Raw genomic sequence first — 14,679 nt, forward strand, 5'->3', positions numbered from 1 at the left:
TTCGTCAGGGCGGGAGAGCCTCAGAGCGGAAGACGTTTCAGAGCGGAAGACTTGCCAGCCAGGCGGCGAAGCGGTCCGGCCATTGGCCGCTCGGGGTGCCCGGCCGGCCGAGGCCGAAGCCATGGCCGCCGCTCGCCAGCATGTCGAGTTCCACCGGCACGCCGGCGCGCCGGCAGGCCTCCGCCATCAGCGGCGCCTGGCGCGGGTCGCTCACCGGGTCGTCGGCGGCCTGCACGAGGAAGGTCGGCGGGTAGCGGGCATCGACATAGGTCTCGGCCGACCATGCCGCCGCTTTGTCCGGCAGGGGATGCCGGCCGACCAGCTGGCGCTGCGCCGAGGTCGGGTGCAGCGCCTCGGAAAGGCTGAGCACCGGATAGATCAGCGCCGCGAAATCCACCCGCACGCTTGCCGTGTCGGCGGCATCGACGGCGGGATAGGCGCCCATCGGCGCCGCGCCGGCCGTCAGCGCCATCAGATGCGCGCCGGAGGAGAAGCCGAGCACACCGATCCGGCGGATCCCCGGCTCCGCGATGCCGGAGGCGAGCAGCTGCAGCGCCCGCCGCGCATCCTGCAACGGTACTACCGGCCCGGCGCTCCAGCCCTCGCCGGGCAGCCGATAATCGAGCACCGCCGCCGCCAATCCGTGAGCGGCGAGCCAGCGCGCCGCCGGCAGCGCCTCCTTGCCGTCCTCGATATGCCGGTAGCCGCCGCCGGCGGCGACGAGCACAACGGTTTCGGCGGGGCGCTCGGGCAGGAACAGCGTCAGGGTCGGCCGGGAGACGTTGCTGAGCGCGGCGCGCCGGTCGATGTCGGGAGCACCTTGCGGCCCGCCGCCGCCGGGCGGCGTATCCGGCCAGAGCGGCACTACGCGCGGCGCCGGAGACTCTTCCGCCGCCACCGCCCCACCGCCGGCGAGCAGCGTCAGCAAAGCGAGCAGCTCGCGCCGGTTCACCGCCGGGCCCGCCGTCAGGGATTGGCGTAGGCGGCGCGGGCGGCGTCGATGAGCGCCAGCGCCTCCGGGCTCGCCCATTCCGCCGGCCCGGCTATATGGCCGATCTCGCAGCCCTCGGCATCGATGAGCATGGTAGTCGGCAGGCCGAAGCCGCGCCCGACGGCGCGCAGGTCCTGGAAGGCTTTCGCCTTGGGGTCGGTATAGAGCGCGAGGTTGCGGATCCCCGTCTCCTGATAGAAGCGCTTCGGCTTGTCGCCGTCGCGGGTGTCGATATTGATGGCGACCACCTCGAAGCCGTTGCCGCCGCGCTCGGCCTGCAGCTTGTCGAGTGCCGGCATCTCGGTGCGGCAGGGCACGCACCAGGTCGCCCAGATGTTGACGAGCCGCAGCCCCTCGCCGCCGATGCTCGCCAGCCGGGTCGACGCCCCGTCGGGAGCGATCACGGCGAGGTCGGGAATGCGGGTCGGCTTCAGCGTCGGGGCGAAGGCGGCGAGCTCCCCCTTGGCGAGATCGCCGAGCTTGCGCGCGGCGTCGCCGGCCCGGCTGCACTGACCGGCCTCACCGGCCGCCGCACTGGCCTGATTGGCCTGACTGGCCACCTCACCGGCCTTGTCGGCGGGCGGATTGGCGGGTCCGGTGGCGACGACCGGCGCGTCGGCGTTGCGCAGCCCCCCTCCGATCCCGTATACGCCAGCAAACCCGGCGGCGCCGCCCAAGACGAGGGCGAGCGCGGCATAAAGGGCAAGCCGTCCGCCGTGCCCGCGACCTTTGCCCGGAGGGGTCGGATCGATGGGCTCAGGTCGTTCGGTCATGGCCGTCCTCGCGGAGAAAAAGTCAGCATGAGCAACAAGATGTGGGGTGGCCGGTTCGAGACCGGACCGGACGCGATCATGGAGGAGATCAACGCCTCCATCGGGTTCGACCAGCGTCTATACGCGCAGGACATCGCCGGCTCCAAGGCGCATGCCGCCATGCTGGCCGCGCAGGGGATCATCACGGCATCTGATGCCGAAAAGATCGGCGAGGGTCTAGACACGATCCTGTCAGAGATCGAGGCGGGGCAGTTCACCTTCCAGCGTTCGCTGGAAGACATTCACATGAATGTGGAATCCCGGTTGGCGACCCTGCTCGGTGCCCCGGCGGGTCGCTTGCACACCGCCCGGTCGCGCAACGACCAGGTGGCGACCGATTTCCGGCTCTATGTCCGCGACACCATCGACACGCTGGATACGCAGATTGCCGATCTGCAGCAGGCACTTAGCGAGAAGGCGCTGGCGCATGCCGCCACCGTCATGCCCGGCTTCACCCATTTGCAGACCGCCCAGCCGGTGACCTTCGGCCACCATCTGCTCGCCTATGTCGAGATGCTCGGCCGCGACCGGGGCCGCCTCAGGGATGCCCGTGCCCGTCTCAACGAGTGCCCGCTCGGCGCCGCCGCGCTGGCCGGCACTTCGTTTCCGATCGATCGTTTCGTCACCGCAACGAGTCTCGGCTTCGACCGGCCGACCGCCAACTCACTCGATTCGGTCTCCGATCGCGACTTCGTGCTGGAGACGCTGGCGGCGTCCTCGATCTGCGCCATGCATCTCACTCGTTTTGCTGAGGAAATCGTTATCTGGACCTCGCCGCTGGTGGGTCTCCTCAAGCTGTCTGACCGCTTCACCACCGGCTCCTCCATCATGCCGCAGAAGCGCAACCCGGATGCCGCCGAGCTGGTGCGTGCCAAGATCGGCCGCATCGCCGGGGCGTTCTCGGGCCTGCTGATGGTGATGAAGGGCCTGCCGCTCGCCTATGCCAAGGACATGCAGGAAGACAAGGAAGGCGCCTTCGACGCGCTCGGCACCCTGTCGCTGATGGTTGCGGCAACCGCCGGCATGGTGCGCGACATGGTGCCGGACGAGGCGAAGATGAAGTCCGCCGCCGGTTCGGGCTATTCCACCGCCACCGATCTCGCCGACTGGCTGGTGCGGGTGCTCGGCCTGCCGTTCCGCGAGGCGCACCACGTCACCGGTCGCATCGTCGCGCTGGCGAGCGGAAAAAATGTGCCACTCCATAAGCTTAGCCTCGAGGACATGCAGTCGGCCGAGCCGCGCATCACCCAGGAAGTGTTCGGCGTCCTGTCGGTGTCGAAGTCGGTGGCGAGCCGCGTCTCCTATGGCGGCACCGCGCCGAAGAACGTCCGCGCCCAGGCCAAGCGCTGGCTGAAGCTGCTGGCGAAGGGCTGAAGACGCATCCCTCTCCCCGCCGAGGAGAGGGAGTGATCTCACTTCGATTTGCCGAGCAATCGCAGCGCGTTGGCGGTCACCAGCACGGTGGCGCCGGTATCGGCGAGGATCGCCGGCCACAGGCCGGTGATGCCGGCGATGGTGGTGACCAGGAAAAACGCCTTCAGTCCCAAGGCGATGCCGATATTCTGGCGGATATTGGCCATGGTCCGCCGCGACAGCTCGATCATCGCGCCGACATCGCCGACCCGGCCATGCAGCACGGCGGCGTCGGCGGTCTCCAGCGCCACGTCGGTGCCGCCGCCCATGGCGATGCCGACATCCGCCGCCGCCAGAGCCGGCGCATCATTGATACCGTCGCCGACCTTGGCGACGGTAAACCCTGCGCTCTTCAGCTCGCCGACGATCCGCTGCTTGTCCGCCGGCATCAGCTGGGCGCGCACCTCGATGCCGAGGTCGCGGCCGACCGCCTCGGCGGTGCGGGCATTGTCGCCGGTGAGCATCACCGTACGAATTCCCCGATCTGCCAAGGCCTTGAGCGCCGCTGCTGCGTCGGCGCGCGGCTCGTCGCGCATCGCAATGCCGCCGAGCGCGATCCCGTCCGCCACCAGCACCGTGACGGTCTTGCCCTGGGCGTTCAGCGCCTCGATCGCGTCGCGGCGTTCCGCGGCCAGCGGCGCCCGCTTGCCGGCGGCTGCCGGCGAGCCGAGGAACAGCGCCCGGCCGTCCACCGTCCCCGTCACGCCCTCGCCGCCGATGGCGCCGGCCTGCTGCGCCGGGGGGAGCGTGATGCCTTTCGCCTCGGCGGCGGCGAGGATCGCGGCGGCCAGCGGGTGCGTGGAGCCGGCCTCCAGCGCGCCGGCGAGGCGCAATATCTCGGCCTCGTCGCCGGAAAAGACAAGAATGTCCGTGACTTGCGGCTTGCCTTCGGTGAGGGTTCCGGTCTTGTCGAAGGCGACGGCGTTCACCTCGCGCAGCTTCTCCAGCACGGCGCCGCCCTTGATGAGCAGGCCGCGCCGGGCGCCGGAGGCCAGCGCCGCGGCGATCGCCGCCGGGGTGGAGATGACCAGCGCGCAGGGGCAGCCGATCAGCAGGATGGCGAGGCCCTTGTAGATCCACTCGTCCCAAGCGGCGCCGAACAGCAGCGGCGGCACCACCGCGACCAGCGCCGCCAGCAGCACGACGAAGGGCGTGTACCAGCGCGAGAAACGGTCGATGAAGCGCTCGGTCGGCGCCTTGCTCTCCTGCGCTTCCTCCACCAGGCGGACGACGCGGGCGATGGTGTTGTCGACGCTGGTGGCGGTGGCGCGCATGGTCAGCGCCGCCTCGCCATTCACCGTGCCGGCATAGAGCGGGTCGCCCGGCGCCTTGACGACCGGCACGCTTTCGCCGGTCACCGGCGCCTCGTTCACCGAGCTCGCGCCCTCCAGCACCGCGCCATCGGCGGGAATGCGCTCGCCGGGACGCACGAGGATGACATTGCCGACGGCGATCGCCTCGGCCGGAATCTCGCGGGTGGTGCCGTTCTCGACGAGGCGGGCGACCTTGGGCACCAGCGCGGTGAGCGCGCGGATGGAATCGCGGGCACGGCCGGCGGCGACGCCTTCCAGCAGTTCGCCGACGAGAAACAGGAACACCACCATCGCCGCTTCCTCGGCGGCGCCGATGATCACCGCGCCGATGGCGGCGATGGTCATCAGCATCTCGATGGAGAATGGCGTGCCGGCCAGCGCCGCCATTACCGCCCGCCGTGCCACCGGCAGCAGCCCGACCAGCATGGCGACGGTGACGATCTGGCGGTCATAGTCCGGCCAGAGATGCCCGGCGGCATAGGCGAGCACCAGCGCGCCGCCGCAGGCCAGCGTCAGCCGTGCCTTGCCGCTTCGCCACCAGGAGCCGGCTTCCATCGCATGGACATGGCCGTCGGCGGCACGGGCGGCGGGGATGGCGGGGGTGTTCACGTGGTCGTGCCCGTGCCCGGCGTGCCCGTGCCCGACGTGATCGTGATGCGCATGATCATGGTCGTCATGGCTGTGATCATGATCTCCATCGGAGCCATGCCGATGGCCGGCGTGATCATGTGCGGCGTGCGTGTGTCCATGGTCGTGCCCGCAGCCGCAGGGCTGTACATGGCCGTCATCGTGAGGCTGTGTCGCCGGCACCTCGGCCGGGCGAAGCAGAGGCGTGATGCCGTAGCCCAGCCCGCTCACGCGCTTCTCGATGAGCAGGAGATCGGCACCCTGATGCTCGACGGTCATGGTGCCGGCGGTCACCGACACCGCCACCTCGGAGACGCCCGAGACGCGGCGCACCGCAGTGTCGATCTTGGCGGCGCAGGACGCACAGTCCATGCCCTCGATGCGGTAGCGTTGCTTGAGCGCCGACATGCGCGCCTCCTTGTCCATCAGTGGAGGCGACGCTACATCCTCTAGCGACTAGAGGATCAAGAGGCGATTTCGGGGATTTCGATATGGCCAATCTCAGCATCGGCGCGGCGGCCAAAGCCAGCGGGGTCAAGGTGCCGACCATCCGCTACTATGAAAGCATCGAACTGCTGCCCAGCCCGCCGCGCACCGGCAGCAACCGCCGAACCTATGACGCCGGCGATGTGCGGCGGCTGGCCTTCATCCGCCACGCCCGCGAGCTCGGCTTCGAGGTGGAGGCGATCCGCACGCTGCTGAAGCTGCAGGACGAGCCCGAGCAGCCCTGCGCCGCCGCCGATGCCATCGCTCGCGACCGGCTCGCCGAGGTGGAGCACCGCATCGCCAGCCTGCAGGCCCTGCGCGCGGAGCTGATTCGGATGGTGGAGGGCTGTTCGCACGGCCATGTCGGCGCGTGCCGGGTGATCGAGATCCTCGCCGATCACGGCGAGTGCGCCTATCACCAGGGCGGCGAGCCGGCGGTCCTGGCTGGCCGGCCCGGCGGCTGAGCGCTCGGCGTCGCCGCGTGTCAGCTCCAGACTTCGCCTCAGCCCTCGGTCTGGGGGATATGGCCGATGAAGGGCAGCTGCCGATAGGCGTGGGCGACGTCCATGCCGTAGCCGACCACGAAATAGTCCGGGCATTTGAAGCCGACGAAGTCGGCCTCGATCTGCACCGCCCGCTTGTGCGACTTCTCCAGCAGCACGCACACCATCACGCGTCGCGCGCCGCGAGCGGCCAGCAGGTCCTTGGCGAAGGCGAGGGTGCGGCCGGATTCGAGGATGTCGTCGATCAACAGGACGTCGCGCCCCTTCACCTCGCTGTCGATGTCGCGCAGCACGGTGACGTAGCCGGCCGACACCTGCGAATCGCGGTAGCTCGACAGGGTGATGAACTCCACCTCCGGCGCCAGCCCGGCGTCGTGCATGGCGCGGATCAGGTCGGCGGCGAAGACGAAGCTGCCCTTCAGCACCGCGATCACCACCAGCTTCTCCGGCTTGGCGGCGACGATCTCGTCGGCGAGCGCGCGGTTGCGGGTGGCGATGGTCTCGGCGTCGAACAGCACCTCGATCTTCGGCGAGGCCGTCTGGGCTCCGGTATCCGCTTCGCTCATAATGTCTCCTGGTCGTCGAATGCGCGTACGGAAGGCAGGATGGACCGGGCGACCGCCCCGCGTCCAGCCACCGTGTCCGGCAGGCGGATTCCCGACAACGGCGCATACTCTATGTTAGGACAAGGCCGGCATGGTCGCCGGCGGCACGTGCTTGTGTCCTGAGGATTGCAGATTGGTTCGTTTCGAGAATGTCGGCCTGCGCTATGGCATGGGCCCCGAGGTGCTGAGGGATGTCACCTTCGGCATTCCTCCGCATTCCTTCCAGTTCCTGACCGGCCCCTCGGGCGCCGGCAAGACCACGCTGCTGCGGCTGATGTTCCTGTCGCTGCGCCCGACGCGCGGCCTCATCAACGTGTTCGGCCGCGATGTTGCCGCACTCGGCCCGGATGAGGTGGCGGCGCTGCGTCAGCGCATCGGCATCGTGTTCCAGGATTTCCGCTTGCTCGATCACCTCACCACCTATGAGAACGTCGCGCTGCCGCTGCGGGTGCAGGAGCGCGAGGAGGCGACCTATCGCGCCGAGGTGACCGAGCTGCTCGGCTGGGTCGGGCTCGGCGAGCGCATGCATGTGCTGCCGCCGGTGTTGTCGGGCGGCGAGAAGCAGCGCGCGGCCATCGCCCGGGCGCTGATCAGCCGGCCGGAGATCCTGCTCGCCGACGAGCCGACCGGCAATGTCGACCCGCGCCTGGCCCGCCGTTTGCTGCGTCTCTTCGTGGAACTGCACAAGACCGGCACCTCGGTGCTGATCGCCACCCATGACATCGCGCTGATGGACCAGTTCGACGCCCGGCGGCTGGTGATCAACCAGGGACGGCTGACCGTCTATGACTGACGCGCACCACATCTCCGATCCGCTCGGCGCCTCCCGGCCCGGCCTGTGGGCGCGGATCCGGGCGATGCTGCCCGGCGGCCGCGCCGCCGAGGTCGGTGCCGGCCGGCATCCGCGCGGTTCGCACGCCATCGTGCCGTCGGCCACCGTCACCGGCGGCGCGCTGGTCGCCGTCGTGGCGATCATGACCTTTCTCGCCGGTATCACCATCGGCTCGGTGGCGGCGGTCCGGTCGGTGGCCTCCGAATGGACCGCGGACATCGCCCGCGAAACCACCATCCAGATCAAGCCCGGCGGCGGACTGGACGTCGAGGCGGCCCTCGCCAAGGCGGTCGGTGTCGCCAAGGCGACGCCGGGCATCGCCGAGGCCCGCGCGCTCGACGCGAAGGAAACGGCCCGGCTGCTGGAGCCGTGGCTGGGGTCAGGGCTGGACTTGTCCAGCCTGCCGGTGCCGCGCCTCGTCGTGGTGACGCTGGCGCCGACGGCCGGCCCCGACACCGCCGAGGCGCTGCGCGCCGCATTGGCCGAGCAGGTGCCGTCCGCCAGCTTCGACGATCACCGGCAATGGACGCAGCGCCTGTCCTCCACCGCCCGCGCGGTGGTGGCGATCGGGCTCGCCGTGCTGGCCCTCGTCGCCGCCGCCACCGTGCTGTGCGTGGTGTTCGCCACCCGCGCGGCGGTGGATGCGGCGCGTTCCATCGTCGAGGTGCTGCATTTCGTCGGCGCCCGCGACGGCTTCATTGCTGCCGAATTCCAGCATCATTTTCTTGCCGTCGGCCTGAAGGGCGGCGTGCTGGGCGGTGGTGCCGCCATGGCGGTGTTCTTCCTGGCCTCGACCCTCCCGCACTGGATCGGTTCCGGCACGCCGGCCGATACGTTGCTGGGGGCGATGACGCTCGACCTGCGCGGCTATGGAGGCATTCTCGGCGCGTCGGTGTTGGTGGCGCTGGTTACGGCGGTAACCTCCCGCATCACCGTCTATCGGACGCTGCGCGGCATCAGCTGAGGTGGCCTATCCGTGACGAAAAGCGAATCAGCCTCGCCGCATCGCGACGCCGCGGCCCGTCCGGGTCGGGTCCGGTGGCTGCTGACATGCGTCGCCGGCCTGCTGGCGGCGACGGTGGTGCTGTTCCTCGTCGGTTTCGCGGCCTTCCTGTTCTGCATCCTCGGTCCGGACGATCGTACCGGGCGCACCGCCGATGGCATCGTGGTGCTGACCGGCGGCGCTGACCGGGTGGCGGAGGCGGCCAACCTGCTCGCCGACCAGCGCGGTCGCCGGCTGCTGATCACCGGGGTGCATCCGGAGACCACGCTGGTCGAGATCGGCCGCACCGTGCCAGTGGCGCAGACGGTGCTCGACTGCTGCGCCGAACTCGGCCGCTCGGCGCTCAACACTCGCGGCAATGCCATCGAGGCGGCGCAATGGGCGCATCGGCTCGGCTTCCGCTCGTTGATCGTCGTCACCTCTGGCTGGCACATGCCGCGCGCGCTGGTGGAAATGGAGCGCGCCATGCCGGATGTCGAGCTGTTGCCATATCCGGTTGCGGGGATGGTCCGCCCCGGCCCCTGGGGCGTACTCGTCTCCGGCCGCATGCTGCTGCTCGAATATGTGAAATATCTCGCTGCCTATGCCGGCATAAGGCCGTTGCCGGCGACGACCGACGAACTGACGGCGCTGTGGCCGCCTCACTCGCCGAAATCGACCACCTGATCGTTCAGCGGCAGCGCATCGACCTGCGGCCCGGTCAGGCGGGCCGTGTCGATCTTCAGCGCCCGGCCGCTCTCGAGCGCATCGTCCTCCTCGGGCGGCAGCACGCCCATGCCGGTGAAACGGCGAAACACATAGGGCAGGCCGTTGGCGTCGAGCGGCGAGGAGCTGTCCATCACGTGGAAATGCAGGTGCGGCGCGCTTGAATTGCCGGTGTTGCCCAGCAGGCCGATGACGTCGCCTGCCTTCACCTCGTCGCCGAGCTTCAGCTTGCTGCCATTGCGCTGCAGGCTGCCGCGCTGCAGATGCGCGTAGAAGGCGAAATTGCCGCCGCCGATGTCGACCACCAGCATGTTGCCGCCGACATTGGCGGTGGTGATGCCCTTGGCGGGCTGTCCGGGCACCTGCTCCTCGGCCTCGTCATAAAGATTGACCACCGTGCCATCGGCTACCGCATGGATCGGAACGCCGTAGAAAGCGTAGCTTGCCAGCGTGCCTTGCTGGCCGGTGAACAGGCGGCCGGCATCGTCGAGCTTCACGAAGTCGATGGCGAAGCGCTCGGGCACCCGCAGCAGGCCGTTCACCGCCATCACCGCCCCGCGATGCGAGGTGATGGCGTCGCAGCAGCCATTCACCGCCACCCAACCCTTCCCCCGCAGCGGCGCCTCGACCGCCACCGCCGACTTGCCGACGGCGGCGGACGCAGTGGTGAAAACATAGTCCGACGGGAATGGCGCATCGGCCGGCATCGGCACCGGCTTGCCGTCCTTGTCGGCCGCCTGACGGGTGGCGGTGACGCGGGTCGCGATCCCCTTCGGAATCGCGGCGTCGCCCGGTAGCGCGACATCCATGAACAGCGTCGCGACCATGCCGGGTGCCAGCATGGCCCCCTCGCCGCCGAAGCGCTGCAACATCGCCGCGAGGCGATCGCCTTCCAGCGTGGCCAGCACGGCGCCATCCGGTGCCACTGCCTCGACCCTATGCAGGGTGACGAAGAGTCGGCTCGGATTGGCGACGGACAGTTCGTAGGCGAGATGGGTGTGTCCGTCGGCGCCACGCACCGGATGTGGCGGCGCGAGCGGCGTGACGGCGATCGAGCTCAACGTCTCGCCGTCGCGCAGCGATTGGGCCGTGGCCGGCATAAGAAAGGCGGCGAGAGCGAGGACGACAGCGGCAGCGGCGCGGAACATGACGGTACCTCCGGACAAGGCCGGCAGGCTCGCCCAGTCTTCGCCAGACGGCAAGCGGCGGCGTGTCGCGCTAGGCCGCGGTCAGCTCGGAGAAACGGGCCGGCCGCACGCCGGCGCGGGCGAGATCCTCGCCGCACGCGGCGGAGGCGAGATAGGCGAGCTCGCCCTCGCGCGGCGTGGTCAGCGGATCCAGCGCGACCAGTTCGGCATCGACCCGGCCGGGATGGCAGTGCACCAGCACCCGGCCGCTGCCGGCGGCGTCGACGATGCTGCCACGGAACACCTGCGCGTAGGGCACCCGGTCGGAGAAATCGTAGAAGCCCCGGAAACTGTCATTGGTCGTGAGGCCGGACCGGGCCGCCCGCGCGCGCAGCCCGGTGTTGAAGGCGTCGATCACCGCCGCCTTGGCGAAGCCGGTGCGACGCGCGGCGCGCTGCAGCTTTTCGCCGCAGGAACGCAGCCAGGGCGACGTGCCATAGCGGCCGGACAGTTCCTCGATCACCACCCGGCGTATGCCCGGCAGGATGTGGCAATGCTGGTGTCCGTCGAGAAAATCCGGTGGCGCGCCCCAGACATCCTCGAAGGCGTCGAGCTGCGCCTTTACTTCGGCGCGTACCGCCTCAAGCGGCAGGGTGCGGGTGAGCGCGGCACGCGTGAGCGTGCCGATGGAAGGCAATCGTTCATTTGCAGCAAGATCTTGCGCGCGCGAAATCGGCCGCTGGCCGGTCAGCGTAAGGTGCAGTCCGACGTCGGCGGGCGCATGCCGCACAAGGCGCGCGAGCTCGTCGCCGTGTCGGCGCCAGCCCGGTAGGCCGGTCATCGCGCCGGTGGCCGACAGACGCCGCAAGGTAATCAATTCGATGATGCCTGCGGAAACGCCACTGCTTAAACCGAAGTCATCGGCACAGATTACTATGGGTGAAGTCGCGGATCCCGTCACTTCTTGGAGCCCTAAAAATATCGCAATTGATTTATACTTAACCTTGGAATAAGCAGCAAATAAGACCGCTGCCGACTATTAGACGTTCGAGCCGGAAAGTTCCGCAATGATTCACAGTACGCCCGAAAGCACGGCGCCGAATCGCGTGCCCCGGCTGATTTCGTTCGTCATCCCCGTCTATAACGAAGCCGGCAATCTCGACGAGCTGCACCGGCGGCTTTGCCGGGTGCTTGACGCCTATCCGGGGCTCGCCCGCGAATTCGTCTTCGTCGATGATGGCAGCCGCGACGACAGTTTCGCGCGCGTGGCGGCGATCGGCGTCAACGACGCCGGCGTGCGCGGGCTGCGCTTCGCCCGCAATTTCGGCAAGGAGGCGGCGATGGCCGCCGGCTTGCGCGCGGCCACCGGCGACATCGTCGTGCTGATGGATTCCGACCTGCAGCATCCGCCGGAGGTGGTGCCGCAGCTCATCGAGGCCTGGAGCCGCGGCGCGCAGATGGTCACCGCCGTGCGGCGCTCGCGCCGCACCGACCCGCTGGCCCGGCGGCTGTTCAGCCAGGGCTTCTACCATTTCTTCCGGCTGATGTGCGAAGTGAACATCCCCGAGGGCGCCGGCGACTTCCGGCTGTTCGACCGGCGGGTGGTCAACGCCATCAACGCGCTGCCGGAGCGCAACCGCTTCATGAAGGGCATCACCAGCTGGGTCGGCTTCCAGCAGGCCGATGTCGATTTCGAGGTCGCCGAGCGCACCAGCGGGGTGAGCTCCTTCAACTTCGTGCGGCTGCTGCGCTACGCGGTGGACGGCCTGTCGTCCTTCTCGATGGTGCCGCTGCGCGTGTGGTCGCTGATCGGCGTCGGCCTTGCCGCGCTGTCGGCGCTCTACGGCGTCTATCTGATCCTCGAGGCGCTGATCTTCGGCATCAAGACCCCGGGTTTCGCCACCATCATGGTGTCGACGCTGTTCCTGTCCGGCGTCCAGCTGATCAGCCTCGGGGTGATCGGCGAATATATCGGCCGCATCTTCACGGAAGTGAAACAGCGGCCGCTGTATATCGTCGCCGACGAGGTCGGCTATGTGCCCGCGACCTCGATTTCCTCTCCTTTTGCCGCTCCCCTCTCTCCGCTGGTTGAGACGCAGCCGTGACATTCGCCGCTTCCCGGCCGACGCCGGCCACCCTCGCCGGTCGCCTCGGCGTGCTCTGCTCGCGCGCCTGGCAGTCGCAGGCGCTGACGCGCGTCGTCAGCCTCGCGCTTTTCGCCGGGCTCACCGCCTGGGTGCTGATGGTCTTCCGCGATTACGGCATCAGCAATGACGAGCCGGTGCAGCACACCTACGGCCAGCTGCTCTGGCAGTGGTACGGCAGCGGCTTCAAGGACGACCGCGCCTTCCACTACATCAACCTCTATCTCTATGGCGGGCTGTTCGACCTGATCGCCGCCGGGCTGGAGCCCTATGTCAGCCTGCCGGTCTACGACCTGCGGCACCTGATCTCGGCGGGCTTCGGCCTCGCCGGGCTGGTGGCGGTGTGGCGCTGGACCAAGCTCCTCGCCGGCGAGAAGACGGCGATCCTCGCTGTGGCGATCCTCGCCGTCACCGGCATGTATGGCGGGGCGATGTTCACCCACACCAAGGACGTGCCCTTCGCGGCGACCATGGCGTGGAGCGTCTATCTCGTCACCTGTGTGGCGGCGGCGTTGCCCGGCCTGCCGAGCTGGCGGACGGTGGCCGGCCTCGGCTTCGCGGTCGGCTGTGCGCTCGGGCTGCGGGTGGGCGGCGTGTTCGCGATCTTCTATCTCGGCCTGACGATCGTCGCGGCAGGGGTGATCCATCGCGACGTCCGGCTCGTCGCCCGCCTGGTGCTGCGCCTCGTTCCGGCCGGGCTGATCACGCTGACGGTGATGGCGCTCGCCTGGCCGTGGTCGGTGCTGCCGCCGACCAACCTCTTCGAGGCGATGGGCGCCTTCAGCCATTTCAGCTTCGACCTGAGCACGCTGATCAATGGCAAGGATGTGCCGATCGGCGAGGTGCCGGGCTTCTATATGAGCGAATATCTGCTCATCAAGCTGCCGGACGTGGCGCTGCTCGGGCTGATCGCCGCGATCCCGTTCGGCGTGCTGGCGCTGTTGCGCGCCAATGCCGAGGATCGGCGGCGGGCGCTGGTCTTCCTGCCGCTGGTGCTGGCGCTGGCGGTGCCGGTTGTGTTCACGCTGGCCGAGCATCCCCCGCTCTACAATGGCATCCGCCACTTCCTGTTTGTGATCCCGCCGGCAACGATTGCCGCTGCCCTCGGCATTGCGGCACTGTGGCGGGCGGCGCTGCGGGTGTCGCCGGGGCTCGGCTTCGCCACCGCGGCGGTCGCCGGCTCGCTGTTCGCCTTCAACGCCGCGAGCTTCGTGGCGCTGCATCCCTATGAGTATGTCGGCTACAACCAGCTCGTCGGCGGGCTGGCGGGGGCCGACGGGCGCTTCGAGGGCGACTACTGGTCGGCGACGATCCGCGAGGCGGCGACCGAGCTGCGCGAGGGCGTCGAAGCCCATCCGCCGGCCAAGCCCTACAAGGTGGCGATCTGCGCCGAGGACGGCCAGGTGCAGCCTTTCCTCGGACCGGATCTCGAGCTGACCGAAAGCTGGGACGACGCCGACTTCCTGCTCACTGCCCGCAATGTCGGCTGCGACAACCTCGTGCCCGGCCTGACCTATCGCACCATCAGCCGGCTCGGCGTGCCGCTCGCCATGGTGGTCGACCTCAGGGCGCGCCATTCGCCCATCGTCGAGCCGCTGCCCTGGGACGACGATGCCGATCCGGACACGCCGGCGGTTTCCTTCCATGGTCCCGGCTCGGCGACCGTGGCCCGCAAGGTGCCGTGACATGGACCTCGCCGCCACCCCGCTCATCGCCCGGCTGCGCCATTTCCTGCTGTTCGCGGCGCTCGGCGCGCTCGGCACGCTGGCGCAGTACGCCGTGCTGGTGGCGTTGGCCAGCGGGGCGGAGATCGATCCGGTCGCGGCCTCCACCGCCGGGTTTCTGACCGGCGGGGTGTTGAACTACCTGCTCAGCCGCCGCATCGCCTTTCGCAGCGACCGCCCGCACAGCGAGGCGGCGCCGCGCTTCTTCCTGGTGGCGGGATGCGGGCTGGTGTTCAACGCGCTGATGATGGCCGGCTTCACCCGCGGGCTCGGCCTGCCCTATCTGCCGTCACAGCTGATGGCCACCGGCCTGCTGGTGGTCTGGCACTATGCCGGCAATCTGCTCTGGACTTTCCGGCCGGCGCGTCCCTGACGGGGTGAGCGGACGGCGAAC

The 14,679-nt window shown here is 69.1% G+C and carries 14 protein-coding genes; 8 read left to right on the forward strand and 6 right to left on the reverse strand.

The features are described 5' to 3' along the window. Window positions 1-37 precede the first annotated feature (37 nt). The gene (locus tag KHC28_RS09425) at window positions 38-952 is read right to left on the reverse strand and encodes an alpha/beta hydrolase (protein WP_312893147.1); all 915 of its coding nucleotides are present in this window, start codon (window positions 950-952) and stop codon (window positions 38-40) included. Window positions 953-966: 14 nt separating this feature from the next. Beyond that, a complete protein-coding gene (gene tlpA, locus KHC28_RS09430; RefSeq protein WP_214008060.1) occupies window positions 967-1,764 on the reverse strand; it encodes a thiol:disulfide interchange protein TlpA in 798 nt (265 codons plus the stop codon). A 27-nt stretch (window positions 1,765-1,791) separates the two neighbouring features. Here tlpA and argH point away from each other — a divergent pair, with 27 nt between their 5' ends. Next, window positions 1,792-3,177, forward strand: a complete 1,386-nt coding sequence (gene argH, locus KHC28_RS09435; protein WP_214008061.1) for an argininosuccinate lyase — start codon at window positions 1,792-1,794, stop codon at window positions 3,175-3,177. Window positions 3,178-3,215: 38 nt separating this feature from the next. Here argH and KHC28_RS09440 read toward each other — a convergent pair whose 3' ends face one another. Then, window positions 3,216-5,564 carry a heavy metal translocating P-type ATPase gene (locus KHC28_RS09440; protein WP_214008062.1) on the reverse strand — a complete coding sequence of 783 codons (2,349 nt, stop codon included), beginning with the start codon at window positions 5,562-5,564 and terminating at the stop codon, window positions 3,216-3,218. An 83-nt stretch (window positions 5,565-5,647) separates the two neighbouring features. On the opposite strand from KHC28_RS09440, the gene KHC28_RS09445 reads away from it, so the two are divergent. Further along, a complete protein-coding gene (locus KHC28_RS09445; RefSeq protein WP_214008063.1) occupies window positions 5,648-6,106 on the forward strand; it encodes a MerR family transcriptional regulator in 459 nt (152 codons plus the stop codon). Window positions 6,107-6,144: 38 nt separating this feature from the next. Here the strand turns inward: KHC28_RS09445 and hpt are convergent, their stop codons facing one another. Continuing rightward, the gene (gene hpt / locus KHC28_RS09450; RefSeq protein ID WP_214008064.1) at window positions 6,145-6,711 is read right to left on the reverse strand and encodes a hypoxanthine phosphoribosyltransferase; all 567 of its coding nucleotides are present in this window, start codon (window positions 6,709-6,711) and stop codon (window positions 6,145-6,147) included. Between the two features lie 172 nt (window positions 6,712-6,883). On the opposite strand from hpt, the gene ftsE reads away from it, so the two are divergent. The 3 genes from ftsE to KHC28_RS09465 are packed head-to-tail and all read left to right on the forward strand — an operon-like array spanning window position 6,884 to window position 9,251. Further along, window positions 6,884-7,543 (forward strand): cell division ATP-binding protein FtsE, encoded by a 660-nt coding sequence (ftsE, locus tag KHC28_RS09455; protein WP_214008065.1) that lies wholly within the window; start codon window positions 6,884-6,886, stop codon window positions 7,541-7,543. Next, a complete protein-coding gene (locus KHC28_RS09460; protein WP_214008066.1) occupies window positions 7,536-8,546 on the forward strand; it encodes a cell division protein FtsX in 1,011 nt (336 codons plus the stop codon). The genes ftsE and KHC28_RS09460 overlap by 8 nt, the downstream gene beginning before the upstream one ends. Before the next feature lie 12 nt (window positions 8,547-8,558). Then, window positions 8,559-9,251, forward strand: coding sequence for a YdcF family protein (locus KHC28_RS09465; RefSeq protein WP_214008067.1), 693 nt, complete (start codon window positions 8,559-8,561; stop codon window positions 9,249-9,251). Here KHC28_RS09465 and KHC28_RS27715 read toward each other — a convergent pair. Together KHC28_RS27715 and KHC28_RS09475 are read right to left on the reverse strand one after the other, a co-directional pair. After that, window positions 9,227-10,438: a M23 family metallopeptidase gene (locus KHC28_RS27715; RefSeq protein WP_214008068.1), complete on the reverse strand. Its 1,212-nt coding sequence runs from the start codon at window positions 10,436-10,438 to the stop codon at window positions 9,227-9,229. The genes KHC28_RS09465 and KHC28_RS27715 overlap by 25 nt on opposite strands. A 70-nt stretch (window positions 10,439-10,508) precedes the next feature. After that, window positions 10,509-11,378: a ChbG/HpnK family deacetylase gene (locus KHC28_RS09475; protein ID WP_312893148.1), complete on the reverse strand. Its 870-nt coding sequence runs from the start codon at window positions 11,376-11,378 to the stop codon at window positions 10,509-10,511. A gap of 106 nt (window positions 11,379-11,484) precedes the next feature. On the opposite strand from KHC28_RS09475, the gene KHC28_RS09480 reads away from it, so the two are divergent. The 3 genes from KHC28_RS09480 to KHC28_RS09490 are packed head-to-tail and all read left to right on the forward strand — an operon-like array spanning window position 11,485 to window position 14,658. Continuing rightward, window positions 11,485-12,522 (forward strand): glycosyltransferase family 2 protein, encoded by a 1,038-nt coding sequence (locus tag KHC28_RS09480; protein WP_214008069.1) that lies wholly within the window; start codon window positions 11,485-11,487, stop codon window positions 12,520-12,522. After that, window positions 12,519-14,246: an ArnT family glycosyltransferase gene (locus KHC28_RS09485; protein WP_246564538.1), complete on the forward strand. Its 1,728-nt coding sequence runs from the start codon at window positions 12,519-12,521 to the stop codon at window positions 14,244-14,246. Before KHC28_RS09480 ends, KHC28_RS09485 begins: the two co-directional genes overlap by 4 nt. 1 nt (window position 14,247) lies before the next feature. After that, window positions 14,248-14,658: a GtrA family protein gene (locus KHC28_RS09490; protein WP_214008070.1), complete on the forward strand. Its 411-nt coding sequence runs from the start codon at window positions 14,248-14,250 to the stop codon at window positions 14,656-14,658. Window positions 14,659-14,679 lie beyond the last annotated feature (21 nt).

Source organism: Ancylobacter sonchi, assembly GCF_018390695.1.
Classification (GTDB): domain Bacteria; phylum Pseudomonadota; class Alphaproteobacteria; order Rhizobiales; family Xanthobacteraceae; genus Ancylobacter; species Ancylobacter sonchi.